Source organism: Phyllobacterium sp. CCNWLW183 (genome assembly GCF_037203775.1).
GTDB classification, from domain to species: Bacteria; Pseudomonadota; Alphaproteobacteria; order Rhizobiales; family Rhizobiaceae; genus Phyllobacterium; species Phyllobacterium ifriqiyense.
In genome coordinates, this window is record NZ_JBBCBN010000008.1 from 192,942 (window position 1) to 208,794 (window position 15,853).

Annotated in this window: 14 protein-coding genes and 1 pseudogene; 4 read left to right on the plus strand and 11 right to left on the minus strand. The window is 53.9% G+C overall.

The features are described from left to right. Window positions 1-36: 36 nt before the first annotated feature. Window positions 37-1,017, minus strand: a complete 981-nt coding sequence (locus V9K95_RS18645; protein ID WP_336441635.1) for an ABC transporter substrate-binding protein — start codon at window positions 1,015-1,017, stop codon at window positions 37-39. 585 nt (window positions 1,018-1,602) lie between these two features. On the opposite strand from V9K95_RS18645, the gene V9K95_RS18650 reads away from it, so the two are divergent. Beyond that, window positions 1,603-1,989: a c-type cytochrome gene (locus V9K95_RS18650; RefSeq protein ID WP_115053919.1), complete on the plus strand. Its 387-nt coding sequence runs from the start codon at window positions 1,603-1,605 to the stop codon at window positions 1,987-1,989. 81 nt (window positions 1,990-2,070) lie between these two features. On the opposite strand, the gene V9K95_RS18655 is transcribed toward V9K95_RS18650, so the two are convergent. From V9K95_RS18655 to V9K95_RS18695, 9 genes are read right to left on the minus strand one after another with little or no spacing between them, the layout of a single operon-like run. Beyond that, window positions 2,071-2,625: a thioredoxin family protein gene (locus tag V9K95_RS18655; protein ID WP_336441634.1), complete on the minus strand. Its 555-nt coding sequence runs from the start codon at window positions 2,623-2,625 to the stop codon at window positions 2,071-2,073. 12 nt (window positions 2,626-2,637) lie between these two features. After that, window positions 2,638-3,327 (minus strand): ribulose-phosphate 3-epimerase, encoded by a 690-nt coding sequence (rpe, locus tag V9K95_RS18660; RefSeq protein WP_115053921.1) that lies wholly within the window; start codon window positions 3,325-3,327, stop codon window positions 2,638-2,640. Next, entirely contained in the window at window positions 3,324-4,247 is a 924-nt protein-coding gene (gene cbbX / locus V9K95_RS18665; protein WP_442958587.1) for a CbbX protein, read from the minus strand. The genes rpe and cbbX overlap by 4 nt, the downstream gene beginning before the upstream one ends. A 7-nt stretch (window positions 4,248-4,254) precedes the next feature. Continuing rightward, window positions 4,255-4,674: a ribulose bisphosphate carboxylase small subunit gene (locus V9K95_RS18670; RefSeq protein ID WP_115053922.1), complete on the minus strand. Its 420-nt coding sequence runs from the start codon at window positions 4,672-4,674 to the stop codon at window positions 4,255-4,257. A 10-nt stretch (window positions 4,675-4,684) separates the two neighbouring features. Then, entirely contained in the window at window positions 4,685-6,145 is a 1,461-nt protein-coding gene (locus V9K95_RS18675; protein ID WP_115053923.1) for a form I ribulose bisphosphate carboxylase large subunit, read from the minus strand. Window positions 6,146-6,175: 30 nt separating this feature from the next. Then, window positions 6,176-7,255: a class II fructose-bisphosphate aldolase gene (gene fba / locus V9K95_RS18680; RefSeq protein WP_336441632.1), complete on the minus strand. Its 1,080-nt coding sequence runs from the start codon at window positions 7,253-7,255 to the stop codon at window positions 6,176-6,178. A gap of 14 nt (window positions 7,256-7,269) precedes the next feature. Next, window positions 7,270-9,282 (minus strand): transketolase, encoded by a 2,013-nt coding sequence (tkt, locus tag V9K95_RS18685; protein ID WP_336441631.1) that lies wholly within the window; start codon window positions 9,280-9,282, stop codon window positions 7,270-7,272. Between the two features lie 11 nt (window positions 9,283-9,293). Continuing rightward, window positions 9,294-10,166 (minus strand): phosphoribulokinase, encoded by an 873-nt coding sequence (locus V9K95_RS18690; RefSeq protein WP_115053926.1) that lies wholly within the window; start codon window positions 10,164-10,166, stop codon window positions 9,294-9,296. A gap of 9 nt (window positions 10,167-10,175) precedes the next feature. Next, window positions 10,176-11,225: a class 1 fructose-bisphosphatase gene (locus tag V9K95_RS18695; RefSeq protein WP_336441810.1), complete on the minus strand. Its 1,050-nt coding sequence runs from the start codon at window positions 11,223-11,225 to the stop codon at window positions 10,176-10,178. A gap of 114 nt (window positions 11,226-11,339) precedes the next feature. Here V9K95_RS18695 and V9K95_RS18700 point away from each other — a divergent pair, with 114 nt between their 5' ends. Further along, complete coding sequence (locus tag V9K95_RS18700; RefSeq protein ID WP_336441630.1) at window positions 11,340-12,296, plus strand: LysR family transcriptional regulator; 957 nt, start codon at window positions 11,340-11,342, stop codon at window positions 12,294-12,296. A gap of 581 nt (window positions 12,297-12,877) precedes the next feature. On the opposite strand, the gene V9K95_RS18705 is transcribed toward V9K95_RS18700, so the two are convergent. Continuing rightward, window positions 12,878-13,294 carry a hypothetical protein gene (locus tag V9K95_RS18705; RefSeq protein ID WP_336441629.1) on the minus strand — a complete coding sequence of 139 codons (417 nt, stop codon included), beginning with the start codon at window positions 13,292-13,294 and terminating at the stop codon, window positions 12,878-12,880. Between the two features lie 597 nt (window positions 13,295-13,891). On the opposite strand from V9K95_RS18705, the pseudogene V9K95_RS18710 reads away from it, so the two are divergent. Then, window positions 13,892-14,273, plus strand: a pseudogene (locus tag V9K95_RS18710) (IS630 family transposase); the annotation flags it as partial. 123 nt (window positions 14,274-14,396) lie between these two features. Then, window positions 14,397-15,809 carry a DUF6880 family protein gene (locus V9K95_RS18715; protein WP_336441628.1) on the plus strand — a complete coding sequence of 471 codons (1,413 nt, stop codon included), beginning with the start codon at window positions 14,397-14,399 and terminating at the stop codon, window positions 15,807-15,809. The last annotated feature ends 44 nt before the right edge of the window (window positions 15,810-15,853 follow it).

A 15,853-nucleotide genomic window follows, 5' to 3' on the forward strand; every position in this document is an offset into this window, starting at 1 on the left:
TCCCTGTCTGGAAGTTGGAGATCAGGGCCGGGTCCGTCACTGCGTCCTCCAAAACGTTCCGGGAGCCAATGTTTTGCCAGGTCCGACCAGTCGCTCACCTCCAAGTTCGGCAAGAATTGCATAGAGTTTTGCGGCATCCTCCTCTTCTTCTTCGACGGAACGGCGGGGAATGCCTTCGCGATAGCGGTCTCGCAGCACCTGCAGCTCGCGCCCCTCCGCCTTGATGACTGGAGAGAGCCGCTGCCATTCTTCATCGGAACTGGCGAGCAGTTTCTTCGCATCACGGCTGGCTTTGAGAAAAGCTTCAATAAGCTCAGGGTGGTCACGGGCCCATTTCTCGCGGAATATAAATCCGATCGCCGAGACGGCACCTGTGGCGCCCAGATCTCTTGCAGCATCGCTCGTGCTGATCAGGCGATGAAAGCCCCGCGCTTCGAGCCGTGCACAAAAGTTCCAGAAATTTAAAATGGCATCCAGTTCGCCCTGTTCCGCCTTTTCCGCAAGCAGTGGTGGTGCGCCGAAAACAATCTCGTTTTGTGCAGGCAGATCAAGCGCTTGTTTTTTTGCAAGCGCTTGTATGAGCAGCCAGCTCTTATCAAGCGGACCGCCGGCAACACCAATCTTCTTGCCGTTCAGATCGGCAAGTTTTTTTATAGGCGAGCCATCGCGTACCATCAAAGCTCCAACAGAGCTGGAATACGCTGCAAAGCTTATGTCCTCGCCGGATGTGCGTTGACGTGACACCCACAGCCAATCGGCAACGATGATATCGACATCACCGGCCATCATTGCCACATTGGTAGCATCTTCGCTGGCAAAAAAACGCACATCAAGATCAATATTGTATTTGTTGTCGATCCCATGATGCCTGATGGTGTCCAGCTCCCAGTTCACAGTCCCGAACCGCAATACGCCCACGCGAACCTTCTCAACGGCTTCAGCTATTTGACTGAAGAACAGGCCAAGCAGCAACGCCAGCAGGAAGGTGGCACGGCCCAGTCGTCGATATGATATCACAATGTCCTCCCAGACCGATTTGCTGTCCCGCCGTCTACAATCCTATAACGTCGTCTCGCCGGTGGGATATACGCATTTCCATCGGACAACACGAAGCTTGGGATGCTCCTCACTCCATTTAGCAATTTCGGTAGGTGCCAAAAACAGGCAATTGGTGATCCCGCCCCTGTCTTCAAAATGCAGTCGCTCTTCCCGGCAGCTTGAGGGGTCCGACACGAGGCAAATGGTTAAAACGAGATCGATAACGTCCATTCAGCACCCTCAATCCTACCCTTGCCCGCAAACGTCCCAATAAGGGGCAATGCAAAGCAAGATGACAGCCGGAATTCTCAAGGTGCCCGATGAGAAATATCTAGGCCAAGTTACGGTTCCTGCAAGCCGGCGTCAATCATGCAGCCACATAAAACCTGGAATGTGAGATTGCGGCGTTATTACTTGCCCGAGGCGATTGACTTATGCCAAGCCACAGGTAACGTTTTGGAATGGCTGGGGTCAATTGGACCAGCTGAAAATGGTGGTGACAGTGCATGGAAACTGGCACCAGTACTCGTCTAAGGGCACCCTTGGCGAATATGAGGAAATGCCATGCGATATCTTGTTATGCTGACAGCTATGTCAGCTACTATTGTTTATGCTGGAGGAGCCACGGCTCAGGAGGGGGATGCAACGGCCGGAGCAACGGTTTTCAAAAAATGTACGGCCTGTCACGTGGCCGACAGCGACAAGAACAAGGTCGGACCTTCGCTGAACGGCCTGTTTGGAAGGACAGCAGGCACACATCCAGGCTTTAATTATTCGCCAGCGATGAAGGCTGCAGGCGCTGCGGGTCTGGTATGGGATAGTGCCAGCTTACGCGAATATCTGCATGATCCCAAGGCGAAGGTCAAAGGCACCAAAATGGCCTTTGCGGGTCTCAAGGATGAAACCGACATTACAAATCTTGAGGCATATCTCAAACAATATTCCAAATAAGCCCGCCGGTCCTCGATACCGGCGGCATTTCCACCACCCGAGCCTTACATGCTCCAATGGACGTAAAGGCTCGGGTGTATTTTATTTATCACGCCATTTGATGGAGCAGCCAACCGAGGCGAATTGTTCGCGCGGCCCGGACCCCGTTTCGGCAATTTCCACCATGGCCTCAAACAGGTCACGGCGCAGATTGGCACTGGCCTCCTGTTTACGCGATCCATCCAGACGCCCGCGATATTGCAGTTTTCCTGCCGCGTTGAATCCAAAAAATTCGGGCGTGCAGACTGCATTGTAGAGACGCGCAATACTTTGATCCGCATCATGCAAATAAGGAAAAGGCAGGCCATTCTTTCGACTGAATGTGCACATTCCTTCGTAGGAGTCGGATGGGTAGGCGATGGGGTCATTGGCGTTGATGGCAACGAACCCGATGCCAAGCTGTTTCAGATCGCGGGCATCGCGGACAATGCGCTGAATGACCGCCTTCACATAAGGACAATGATTGCAGATGAATGCAACGACCAGGCCTGTGTTTTTCGCCTGTGACAGGATCGAATACCGCCTTCCGTCCACACCAAGGAGTGTTGCATCCACGGCCTGCCAGCCAAAATCGCATAGAGGTGCTATTGCAGCCATACTTTTCTCCGTTCAGGCAGCCCGGTGTTGAATTGCCTGTTTGGCAGCCTCGCGAATGGCGGAAATGTTACTCGCATAGACAAGCTTTCCGCCGGCCGTGAAGATTGCCGAACCTGCTACAAGGACATTTGCGCCCGCAGCAGTGACAAGGGGCGCTGTCAGCGGCGTAACACCACCGTCGATTTCAATCCGGATCGGCCGTTTGCCGATGAGCGCCTTCAAACGTTTGATCTTTTCAACGACCGCCGGAATAAACGCCTGTCCGCCAAAACCGGGATTGACCGTCATCAGCAGCACCAGGTCCAGCCGGTCCAGCACATACTCGATAGCGCTCTCGGGCGTAGAGGGATTGAGAGACACACCAGCCTTTTTCCCAAGGCCGCGAATGGCCTGCAGGGAACGGTCAAGGTGCGGCCCAGCTTCGGCATGGACAGTTATAAAATCGCAACCGGCATCGGCAAAGGCAGCCAGATAGTTGTCGGCCGGAGCAATCATGAGGTGACAGTCAAATATGGCCTTGGTCCTGTTGCGGATGGATTTTATGACCTGCGGACCGAAGGTGATGTTCGGCACGAAATGCCCGTCCATGACATCAAGATGCACCCAGTCCGCGCCGGCAGCCATCACGTCTTCCACCTCTTCGCCAAGACGGGAAAAATCCGCTGACAGGACAGATGGTGCAATTAATACCTCGTGGCTCATGGCACTTTTTCCTTCCCGGTTGATCGAGCAAAAACACGGCTGCCCCTGATATCTTCTGCCGTAATTGTGGACAGGGCCGTTGAATCCGTTGGACCGTTCGATGCCTCGAACAACCGATTGGCATGTCTGAGGCGCGCCCTGTCTAGTGCATTGCGGATCGAGCGGGCATTGGCAAAATGTGGTTGCCGTCGGCGGTGTTCGATATAATCGGCCATGATCGTGCGGCCTGGCTCGTCAAAATTATAGTTCTGCCTGGCCAGCATGGTTTCAGCAATCCTGAGCAGCTCATCGGAACTGTAGTCGGGAAAGTCGATGTGATGGGCTATGCGCGAGCGGAACCCCGGATTGCTCTCAAAAAACTTATCCATGCGGTCGCCATAGCCCGCGAGAATAACGACGAGATCGTCACGCTGGTTTTCCATGACTTGCAGCAGAATCTCGATGGCCTCCTGCCCATAATCCCGCTCGTTCTCCTGCCTGTGCAGATAATAGGCTTCGTCTATGAACAGGACACCGCCCATGGCTTTCTTGAGTATCTCCTTGGTTTTAGGTGCGGTATGACCGATATACTGGCCAACCAAATCATCACGGGTGACCGACACGAGATGCCCTTTGCGAATATACCCCAGACGGTGCAGAAGGTTTGCCATACGCAGCGCCACAGTCGTCTTGCCAGTGCCCGGATTGCCACTGAAACTCATGTGCAGCGTCGGCGTCTCGTGCGCAAGTCCGAGGCTGCGGCGCGCGCGTTCCACCAACAGCAAGGCCGCCGTTTCCCGTATGCGCTGCTTCACCGGTTTCAAGCCGATCAATTCGCGATCAAGTTCGTCAAGCACTTCCTTGACCCCGGACTCAACATATTGCGCGCGCAGGTCGACCGCTCCAGAGGCCCCGCTCGCGGTGTCGGCGGACAGCGTCATGGTTGCATCAGCCATAGCGCTGCCCAGCCGGTCTGTCGGTTGCATAAGCGCTGGTCGTGTAGCGAACCACGCGGCCTTCTCCTTCCTGACGAGCCAAGTGAAAGCCAGGTTCTTCGGCAGGTCGGTTGACAAGGAATGAAAGCTTCACCGATTCCCATCCATGGGAATTATCGAATGCCACCAACCGAATATACCTGTCGCCATAGACCTTACGGCATTCCCGCAATTCCATCATCAATGCTGCAGCGTCCGGATTGTCGAACATCGGATGCGCCCACATGTCCCAATAGGTATTGCGGGGGTGCGGATCGTCCGTAAATTCGAGACTGACCGCCCAGCCATTGTCGATGCAATACTGTACCTGCCTGGTAATCTGATCGTCCGTGAGATCGGGCAGGAATGAAAATGCTCCTTGAGTGATCCGCATCTGTGTTCTCCTATTCGGCTGCTGTTGCGGTTGGAACGAAGTCCGGGGAATCGGTCGAGGTGTAATTGAAGGACACGTCCTTCCAGACCTCGAGCGCCTGCTGCAGCGGCTGGCAGTTGCGCGCCGCCATCCGCAAAATATCAGGACCTTCGCGCAGGATATCGCGTCCTTCATTGCGGGCGAGCACCATGCATTCGAGCGCGACCCGATTGGCAGTTGCTCCGGCAGCGATGCCGAGCGGATGACCGATGGTGCCTCCGCCGAACTGCAGAACGACATCCTCGCCCAGAAGATCGAGGAGTTGGTGCATCTGGCCCGCATGTATCCCGCCCGAAGCCACGGGCATCATCTTGTTAAGTGAAGCCCAGTGCTGGTCGAAGAAGACACCGTTCTCCAATTGCATAGGATTGAAGTCCTCGCGGCAGATATCGTAGTATCCGCGTGTGGTTGCCGGGTCGCCTTCAAGCTTGCCGACGACTGTTCCGGCATGGATGTGATCGACACCCGCTAGCCGCATCCACTTGGCAATCACGCGGAAGGAAACGCCGTGCGACTTTTGCCTTGTATAGGTCGAATGGCCAGCGCGGTGCAGATGCAGGATCATATCATTGCGCCGTGCCCATTTCGCCATGGACTGGATGGCCGTGTAGCCGATCACGAGATCAATCATGACGATATTCGAACCCAGCTCCTTGGCAAAATCGGCTCGTTCATACATATCCTCCATGGTTGCAGCGGTGACATTGAGGTAGCTGCCCTTGATCTCGCCCGTTGTAGCCTGAGCCTTGTTGACCGCTTCCATGCAATAGAGGAAGCGCTCGCGCCAATGCATGAATGGTTGCGAATTGATGTTCTCGTCGTCCTTGGTGAAATCCAGCCCGCCTTTAAGCGCCTCGTAGACCACACGGCCATAATTGCGGCCGGAAAGGCCAAGCTTTGGCTTGACCGTTGCGCCAAGCAATGGACGTCCGAACTTGTCGAGACGCTCGCGCTCGACGACGATTCCCGTTGGCGGTCCCTGGAATGTTTTGACATAGGCGACCGGCAGCCGCATGTCTTCGAGGCGCAGCGCCTTGAGTGGCTTAAACCCGAAAACATTGCCAATGATGGATGCTGTCAGGTTCGAAATCGACCCCGGTTCGAACAGGTCCAAATCATAGGCAATATACGCGAAATACTGACCTTCTCCATTGGGGACAGGATCGACGCGATAAGCCTTGGCGCGGTATTTTTCCGTTGCCGTCAGCCGGTCCGTCCAAACCACTGTCCAGGTGGCGGTGGAAGATTCCCCAGCAACAGCGGCCGCAGCTTCTATCGGATCGACCCCGTCCTGTGGGGTAATGCGAAAGAGTGCGATTATGTCCGTATCCTTCGGCTCATAATCGGGCTCCCAGTAGCCCATCTTCTTGTATTCCATAACGCCCGACCTGTAGCGCTCTTTCCCGGTGACCGTTTCCGAATTGCTCGACATGATGTGGTCCTTTCCTTGAATATTTTTGCTTTATGCAGCTCTGGCGGAAGCGATTTGGGGATCGAGCAGGCCCGCTGCATAACGTCTGGCCATTTCGTCAAGCTCAGTCACCTTGATTTTCGATGCGTGGCCCGCCGTTCCAAACCGCTCGAAACGGTCGCGGCAAAGATCGCGCATGGCATCCATGGCGGGTTTGAGAAATTTGCGCGGATCGAACTCGGATGGGCTTTCCGTGGCGATCCTGCGGAACTGCCCGCTCATTGCCATTCGGCAGTCCGTGTCTATATTGACCTTACGCACGCCGTGCTTGATGCCCCGTTCGATCTCCTCGACCGGTACTCCATAGGTTTGCGGCATTTCTCCCCCGAAGCGGTTGATGACGTCCTGCAGGGATTGAGGCACGGAGGACGAGCCGTGCATGACAAGATGCGTGTTGGGGAGTTTCCGGTGAATCTGCTCGATAACATCCATTGCCAGGATGTCGCCATCCGGAGCCCGTGTAAACTTGTAGGCGCCGTGCGACGTGCCACAGGCGATGGCCAGCGCATCAACCTTGGTGCGCAGTACGAAATCGACGGCCTGATCCGGATCGGTCAGAAGCTGGCTGTGGCTGAGCACACCGGTTGCACCATGCCCATCCTCGGCTTCGGCTTCACCGCTCTCCAGCGAACCGAGCACGCCAAGCTCACCCTCGACGGAAACCCCCAGCCAGTGAGCGATTGCGGTGACGCGTCGGGTGATACTCACATTGTACTCATAGGAGGCAGGCGTTGCAGCATCTGCTTCAAGCGACCCGTCCATCATTACGGAAGTGAAACCATGGCGGATTGCTGTCATGCATGTGGCTTCATCATTGCCGTGATCCTGATGCAGGCAGATGGGAATGTCGGGGTACAGCTCCACAAGCGCGTCGATCATCCGGGCCAGCATCACGTCCTTCGCATAGGACCGTGCGCCGCGAGATGCTTGAAGGATGACAGGCGCCTTGCAGGCCGCAGCGGCTTCCATGACGGCAAGCCCCTGCTCCATATTGTTTATGTTGAAGGCAGGGACGCCGTAGCCATGTTCGGCAGCATGATCAAGCAATTGTCGCAAGGTAATTCGGGCCATAGTCGATACTCCTCCTAGCTTATGAGCTTGCGTGTGGTGGCAATGATGCTCTCTGGTGTGATGCCGAAATGCCTGTAGAGATCGGAGGCAGGGGCGCTGGCACCAAAGCCCTGCATGCCGATGAATGCACCCTTTTCACCGATCCACCGGTCCCAGCCCAATCTGGCTGCCGCTTCGATGGCGATGCGCGGAGCTGCGGCAAGGACAGACCGGCGATAGGCCGGGGTCTGCATCTCAAATAATTCCCACGAAGGCATTGAAACGACTGCGGCAGGGATTTGGTACTGGCCCCACAGCATGTCGGCGGCGGTGCAGGCAATCTCTACTTCCGAGCCGCTTGCAAGAAGCGTGATGGCGCGCGGCTCCGCCGGCTCCCGCAGGACATAGGCACCGCGGCTTGAACGGATTTCCGTGTTGTCGGCCTGGCGGAGCATCGACAGGTTCTGGCGGGAGAGGACGATAACACTGGGACGGTCCTTGTGTCGAAGTGCAAGTTCCCAGCACTCGGCCGTTTCGATGATGTCGGCCGGGCGGAAGACATTCAGGCCCGGCGTGGCCCTCAGCATTGCCAGATGTTCGATCGGCTGATGGGTCGGACCATCCTCGCCAAGACCTATCGAGTCGTGCGTCATGACATAAATAACCTGCTGACCCATCAATGCCGAGAGGCGCATGGCGCCGCGCGCATAGTCTGAAAATGCGAGGAACGTACCGCCATAGGGAACAAACCCGCCATGCAGTGCCAGGCCATTCATGGCGGCTGCCATTCCATGTTCGCGAATGCCGTAATGAATATAGCGTCCGGAAAAATCATTCGCCGAAATGTGCTTCATGCCAGGTGTAATCGTCAGATTCGAATGGGTTAGGTCGGCAGAACCGCCTATGGTCAGATCGGTGGCATTGTTGATGATGCCCAGAACCATTTCAGACGCTTTGCGGGTGGCAACTTTGGTGGCTTTTTCCAGATGCAGGCGACGAAAAGCCCGCAAATCCTTGAAAACCGTTTCAGGTATTTCTTTCTTCACCGCTTGCCTAAGCTCATCGCCAAAGGGCGACGCCGCTGTTTTCACACACCACTGACGCCGTTCATCTGCGCCCCTGCGTGCGACTTCGCGCCATGCTTCCAGTATATCTTCAGGGACATGGAAAGGCGCATGCGCCCAGCCCATGGCCTGGCGTGCTGCTGCGATTTCCGCCTCTCCTAAAGGAGCACCATGGGTTTTTTCGGTTCCCTGCAGATTCGGCGCCCCTTTGCCGATCAATGTGCGGCAGGAAATCAGCGATGGCTGCTTGGAAAGCTTCGCCTGAGCAATCGCCTGCGCGATCGCTTCATGATCGTGGCCGTCTATGTCTTGTACGTAAAATCCTGCGGCCCTGAACCGCGCAAGTTGATCCAAAGATGTCGATAATGATGTCGGCCCGTCGATTGAAATGGAGTTATTGTCCCAAAACACGATCAGCTTTGACAGTTTCAGGTGACCGGCGAGATCTATTGCCTCGTGACTGATGCCTTCCTGCAGGCACCCGTCTCCGGCAATTACATAGGTATGGTGATCAACGATATCCTCACCGAAACGTACCGCGAGCATACGCTCGGCCAGCGCCATCCCCACGGCGGTAGCAATACCCTGACCCAGCGGGCCTGTTGTTAGCTCGATACCTTGCGCATGGCCATACTCCGGGTGTCCTGCCGTCTTTGCGCCAAGTTGGCGAAATCGCTGCAATTCCTCTATGGGCATATCCGGATATCCGATGAGATAATGCAAGGCGTATTGCAGCATCGAGCCATGCCCAGCTGACAGGACAAACCGATCACGATCCGGCCATAGCGGATGCAGAGGGTCGAGTTTGATGAAGCGGTTGAACAGAACCGTGGCCACATCGGCCATGCCCATCGGCATGCCAGGATGGCCAGAATTGGCTTTTTGCACACTGTCCATGACCAAAGCGCGGATTGCGTTGGTCATATCCCGTTCACGGACATTGGCAGCTTCACGATTTTCTTGCCTCAAAGTATAGGTACTCATCGGTGTCTCCCTCACGATGCCCGGTTTTTACGTTCGATCAATTGCATGATCAGCGGTGTCAGGATGAGTTGCATGGCCAGGTCAAGTTTGTTGCCGGGGACGACAATTGAATTGGCCCTCGACATGAAAGAATTATTGATCATCGAAAGCAGATAGGGGAAATCGATACCCCGCGGTTTGGCAAAGCGGATAACGAGCATCGATTCATCGGGCGTGGGTATCCACCGCGCAATGAACGGGTTCGATGTATCGACAATTGGAACCCGCTGGAAATTGATGTCTGTCAGGGTAAACTGTGGAGTAATGTACCGGACATAATCGGGCATGCGCCGCAGGATGACATCCATGACCGCTTCCGTGGAATAACCGCGGGTGGCGCGGTCCCGATGGATCTTCTGGATCCATTCAAGATTGATGACGGGAACAACTCCAATCTTCAGATCCGCATGCCGGGCCAAATTGATGCCTTCGGTTACCGCGCAACCGTGCAGCCCTTCATAGAAAAGCAGATCGCTGGGATCGAAGCCGCGCCATTCGGTAAAGGTTCCTGCCGGTGTGCCATAGAGCTCTGCTTCCGCATCGTCATGGATGTAGGTGCGGGTTTTGCCGGTTCCCTTGCGACCATATTCTTCGAATGTCTCATCGAGTTTTTGCAGTTCATTGGCATCGGCATTGAAATGCGTGAAGTTTGGATTGCCCTTCTTTTCCTCTTCCGCGACCTTGGCCTTCATCGCGTTGCGGTCGTACTTGTGGAAGGCATCGCCTTCGATGAAAGCGGCCTCAATGTTCTCACGGCGGAATATCTGCTCAAAAATCCGCTTGACGGAGGTGGTTCCGGCACCTGACGATCCGGTAATTGAGATGATGGGATGCTTTGCAGACATGTTTCCTCCTCAGACCCGAAAAAGGCCGCGCTTGCTGAACAGCGGCGCGCGTTCGCCGATATTGCTGGGTTCCGAATGATATCGACTGATGCGGGCCACTTCTCTGGATGAGCCGAAGACAAAGGGGACGCGTTGATGCATGGATTTGGGGACCAGATCGAGAATACGTGTCGCCGTATCGGTTGCTGATCCACCGGCTTGCTCAACCAGAAAGGCGATGGGATTGGCCTCATAAATCAGCCTGATGCGGCCTTCCCCGTAGCCTTTGCGATTGTCGCCGGGATAAAGGAAGACGCCGCTGCGCATGAGAATGCGATAGGTTTCAGCGACCAGCGATGCAATCCAGCGCATGTTGAAATCTCTTTCGCGCGGACCTTCCGTTCCCTTGAGACAATCGTCAATATAGAGCCGCACAGCTTCATTCCAATAACGATAGTTGGCGGCATTGATCGCAAATTCATGCGACCTGTCGGCAATGACAACACTGTCATAAGCCTGGACAAAAGTACCCAGGCGCGAGGAGAATACGAAGATGTGCGTCCCGCTTCCCAGTGTCAGAACCAGTGCGAGTTGCGGCCCGTAAATGAAGAAACCGGCAGCGAGCTGACATTCGCCTTTCTGGAAGAACGAAGCGCCAGGCTCGCTGTCGGGCTGGCCAACCACCGGGAGGATGGAAAAGATAGTCCCTATCGAGATATTGGTATCGATATTGGAAGACCCGTCGAGCGGATCAATGGCAAGTGCCAGAGGCGCGTCGGGATCGAGCAGTGCGGGATGGGCTAGCTCTTCCGAGCCATAAAGGGCAATCGGCGCCTGCCGCATGGACTCCAAAAACATGTCATCGGCCAGAATATCGAGCGCCCTTTGAGCATCGCCATCGGCATTCTTGCTGCCACTGTTGTGTGAAAACGCCTTGCCAAGCACGCCTTGATTGATCGTATTTCTTATTTCCACAGCAGTTATCGCCAAACGGCGAACCACTTTGGAAACCGCAGTGTTAACGGTGTCGTCTCCACCGGCAAAGGTTGCGAGAAAGGCCTCCAGTGTCGCTGTCATGATATTCCTCCCCGGCCTGATCATCGTGTTGTCAGGCTTGGGCTATCGAAACAGGGAACCATCGCTAAGTAAAATTTATTATATTTACTATCTCAGTAAAATAAATTAAGTATAGGGATGCGCAACCTGACTTTGAAGCAACTGCGGGCCATCCAGGCAATCAGGCGACACGGCACAATAGCCGGTGCAGCGAACGCACTTGGCCTGACGCCCCCTGCGGTGACGATTCAGCTCAAGCTTGTTGAGGAAGAATCGGCACTTATTTTGTTTGACCGGACCAATGACGGGCTTCGCCCGACGCTGGCCGGACTAGCCTTTCTTGACGCAGCGCAGATGCTCGAAGAGCGTCTACGACTGCTTGAGGACGAAATCGATGCAATCAAGGGCCTGCGCGTTGGCAGCCTGATACTGGGTGTGGTTTCAACAGCGAAATATTTCGCACCACAGTTGATGGCGATTTTTCGCAAACAGCATCCGGATATCGCCATAAAACTGGCCATCGGCAATCGCGCCGAGACGATTGCTGCCCTTAAAAGCCATGCGGTCGACATGGCCCTGATGGGGCGCCCGCCCAAGGATATTCCGCTTCGCTCAACCGTGTTCGGAGATCATCCGCTCGTTATGATCGCCGCACCGGATCATCCGCTTGCCAAATCCCGCGATATCACCAAGGAGCGTATCGCCCAGGAGCACTTTCTCGTGCGTGAACCGGGATCCGGAACACGGATATCTTTGGAAATTTTCTTAAGTGAACTGCCCGGTCGACTGGACGATCTTGGCACTGAGATGTCATCCAATGAAACAATCAAGCAGGCCGTAATGGCGGGATTGGGTATTGGCTTCATCTCGGCGCACACGATTGCACTCGAACTGGAATTCGGCAAGCTGGCAATCCTTGACGTCATTGGAATGCCCATACGCCGCCAATGGTTTTCAGTTGTAAGAACGGACCGTACATTGTCGCCCGCCATGAAAGCTTTTCAAGACTTTCTGACCCGCAAAGGCGCTCAATTTCTCCCATCGATCGACCGGCTTTATCCTGCTTCGAGTGCTCTTGGACCATCCTTAGAATGACCTTGCAATCCTAGCTGCTGTACCGATGGTGGAACGGGTTCAGCAAGGTGTCTGCGTCCTGCGATGGTGCCCCGGCTTATCCGGGTATCAAAGTTTTGCAAGACTCGTTTGGTCTAAAAATAGCGACCCAGGCAAGGTACGTGCAGGGAACCAGGTCTCATTCGGAAGTTGTCGGAAACGTTCCTTTGAAAATGCCGACAATAGGGTGATTTCCATCAATTTCGATTGTAGCCTAGAATTCTAAAAACACACTTTGCAGCCTAACGGATCAGTAATCTCCGATGGTAGATATCAAAGACAACCCCTGTCGCCCATAACGCTGGCTGAGACTTGAAAAAACGCTGAGCTGGCGTTGGTTCATAAGAACCTCCAGGTCATCTCCCAACGTGTCCAATGTCAGTCTTAAGCATCCTTCCTGGCCTTGGGAACGGGTAGTGAAACGGTCGAAGAAAATGACTCTTGCTCATAAGGGCCTGCCTCAAATAGCATTTTTCCCCATTCTATGCGTTTAGCGACCAACACGCTTTGCTTTCTCAGGGATCGTCCCGGTTATGGGTCGAGCGTCGTTTTCTTTGTATGACCTAATTGTCGACGTTCGAATTTTTACAGCGATACGTAAACTTCCATTCGCCTTCTGGTATCCCCGGATTCCGATCATCTTTTTCGTTATGATAACATGCTCCCCACTTGATTTCAGAGCGATTGCCAATGTTCAAAATCTGCAATATGGAATTCGCTTCGACGACCGTCGCTGGATACAGTCGCTCACCATTATTTTGAGCGACGCTCGAACAGTTAACAGCTGAATCGATTGTCTTCTCGAAGCAGAGCTCTAAAACCACGTCGCGGTTACAGTTGTTTACAAAAAGCCAATCACTTTCTGTTTCAGTTTTAAGTATGCATCCGTTTGCATCTGCCGCAAAATTTTGATTGATTTGACTGAATGACATCAGGAAGGCTGCAATTGTAAGGTTTCCGTATTTCGCCTTAAGGCTCATGTGTTCACGCACCTCCAACGATTTTCTGCAAGGTTCGAGTCTACGATAGCCATCTAAGCTTGACTATACATCAACTGGCTTACAAGAAGTCAGTACGAACAGTATCCTGAGATGCATCCGTAGGTTCCTCGCGACGTTTCATATTTCACCTAAAAACCAAACTCACGGTCTATTGGAGAACATAGTCTTGAAGGTGCTTAGGACGTTATTTAACGTGCCTCCTTGCTGAAGGGTAAGTCGATAAAATGGAAACGCTTTATAGCGACTTTTTGATTGCGTCTGTCTGTGCAGGAGCACGAGGAGCGCAGAATTCGGTTGGAATCGGGCGTTGAAAAGGCGTTTCGCAGATCGCGCACGGGGGACAAGGAAGACGTCTTCTCTCTTTCATTTTATCGGCCGCGGCTGTAATTGGCCTATGAAATGACGACACGTTGGCGAAGTGGATTTAGTCGAATCGAGCAGTTGCTTCACACCCCTATCCCATTCCTGCGTCGGCGTTTTTCCGTAAACGCGTTAAAAGCTCTTGTAAAATGCGAAGGATCATCAAAACCGACGTCAACGGTGATCTCGCGCGCACGCAGGCTGGATAACCTGATGCGCACGGCGCGTCTGTGGGGACGCGCTATCCGAGGCGATGGCCATTGGAAAAGAACGACCTTCACCGGAGTGTTGCGCCACTTCGAATGACCACACCGTTTGTCTGCGATGGCGCAATGGACAGTACGTCTTCCTAGCCTATGTAGCAATTCTGCCGATTCTTCAGGTTGGGGCGTGGTGGTGATTAATCTGCCAGCTTACAAGACAGCAGGGGTACGCGATGCCGTGCAGGTCCAAAGCCGACGTTCCTTCTGCTATATGGCCCCAACTTTAATCCCATTGAGAACGCATTCTCAGAACGGAATTCCATGTCGCGGGGGCCGGCAGAGCAGAAAATCGATGCCCTTTGGACGCAGGTGGCGACTTGATCCCGCGCCCTACTTGGCGTTGCAGCACATCGCAGATAGTGTGTTGGTCAGTTCCCTTTGCTGGACGAACAAAGTCTCTCATAAACCGTCTCCGAGCAACAGGCGGGTGGCTATGCAAATGGAAAACAGGAACAGCAGTGGCATCGAAGACGACATTGAATGCTAAAAATCTTGAGGCACTTGGCACACAACGACTTGCCGCGCTGCTTATCGAAATCAGCACCGGTAGCGCTGCTAGCAAGCGGCGTCTGCGTATTGAATTGGCGGGTTTGCAAAGCAATGAGGAGGTAATTCGGGAAGTCACCAAGAGGCTGGCTGCCATCGACAGATCGCGATCGAAGATAAGATGGCGGCAGGTTAAGACTTTGAAGAAGGACCTCGAAACGCAGTGGGCGGTAATAACAGAAACAATCGCCTCCAAGGATCCAACTGAAGCTTTGGAGGTCATGTGGCGGTTTATGGATATTGCCAGTTCCATTCTCATGCGCACCACCGACACCAACAGAACGCTTCTATCTGTTTTTAGTTTGGCATGCACCGGTTTCAGTGAAGTTGCGCTCAACGCGAATCCCGACCCAACGGCGCTCGCCAAGCGCGCTTTTAGCGCCCTTCATAACAATGATTATGGTCAATACGACGGTCTAATCCCTGCCCTCGCCGCGCCATTGCAACAACAAGGCATGGATCAACTGAAAGCGCTGCTAACGGCCGAATTGAAATCTTCGAAGTCCGCAACCACGGATAATAATCGCCGTGTGTCGTATGCAGATGGGCTAGCAACGCGGAAGCACGAAGGGAAAATTCGAATATTACTTCGGCAGATTGCAGATGCGCAAGGCGACGTTGACGCCTTTATCGAAACACACGATGACGATCGAGCCAAACCTCTTGTCGCCGTGGAAATCGCAAGCCGACTTCTGGCGGCAGGGCGATCGCATGAAGCGTTAGATTCATTGAAACGAGCGAGCCAAGCCGCTTCGGAAGCAATCCCATACGAATGGGAAAACATCTATGCCGATACGCTGGAAAAGCTTGATCGCAAAGAAGATGCCCAATCATTGCGGTGGCAGTGGTTCGAGCAGAGCCTGCATGAAGAGCATCTGCGCGCTTTCCTAAAGCGTCTGCCTGATTTCGACGACATGGAAGCTGAGGAGAAAGCCCTGTCATATGTTGCGGCTTATCCCGACGCCCATCAGGCGCTGCTTTTTCTTTTGACTTGGCCCAACCTGGAAAAAGCTGCGCGGCTCGTAATTTCTAGAGAGAAAGATTTGAACGGTGAAGACTATGAACTTTTAAGTCTTGCCGCAGACACGCTTCGGAACAGTTATCCAGTGGCGGCAACTATAGCGCTCCGGACCATGATCAACTTTATCCTAGATTGGAGTCGAGCAGCACGATACAGGCATGCAGCACGTCAATTGAGTGAGCTCGAAACAATATCATCGAACATCACCGACTATGGCTCGATCGAACCGCACCAAGCGTACGTCACAAAACTGAAAACACGGTATCAGGCGAGAAGTAAATTTTGGAAAATACGCAGGTCCTGACAATGATTCGGATGTGAGACGCACGGCATTTATCGAGACATTCA

Excerpts from the sequence above, each read along its gene's own strand:
- V9K95_RS18650 (WP_115053919.1), top strand. The coding sequence starts at position 1,603 with ATGCGATATCTTGTTATGCTGACAGCTATGTCAGCTACTATTGTTTAT.
- V9K95_RS18655 (WP_336441634.1), bottom strand. The coding sequence starts at position 2,625 with ATGGCTGCAATAGCACCTCTATGCGATTTTGGCTGGCAGGCCGTGGAT.
- rpe (WP_115053921.1), bottom strand. The coding sequence starts at position 3,327 with ATGAGCCACGAGGTATTAATTGCACCATCTGTCCTGTCAGCGGATTTT.
- cbbX (WP_442958587.1), bottom strand. The coding sequence starts at position 4,247 with ATGACGCTGTCCGCCGACACCGCGAGCGGGGCCTCTGGAGCGGTCGAC.
- V9K95_RS18670 (WP_115053922.1), bottom strand. The coding sequence starts at position 4,674 with ATGCGGATCACTCAAGGAGCATTTTCATTCCTGCCCGATCTCACGGAC.
- V9K95_RS18675 (WP_115053923.1), bottom strand. The coding sequence starts at position 6,145 with ATGTCGAGCAATTCGGAAACGGTCACCGGGAAAGAGCGCTACAGGTCG.
- fba (WP_336441632.1), bottom strand. The coding sequence starts at position 7,255 with ATGGCCCGAATTACCTTGCGACAATTGCTTGATCATGCTGCCGAACAT.
- tkt (WP_336441631.1), bottom strand. The coding sequence starts at position 9,282 with ATGAGTACCTATACTTTGAGGCAAGAAAATCGTGAAGCTGCCAATGTC.
- V9K95_RS18690 (WP_115053926.1), bottom strand. The coding sequence starts at position 10,166 with ATGTCTGCAAAGCATCCCATCATCTCAATTACCGGATCGTCAGGTGCC.
- V9K95_RS18700 (WP_336441630.1), top strand. The coding sequence starts at position 11,340 with ATGCGCAACCTGACTTTGAAGCAACTGCGGGCCATCCAGGCAATCAGG.
- V9K95_RS18705 (WP_336441629.1), bottom strand. The coding sequence starts at position 13,294 with ATGAGCCTTAAGGCGAAATACGGAAACCTTACAATTGCAGCCTTCCTG.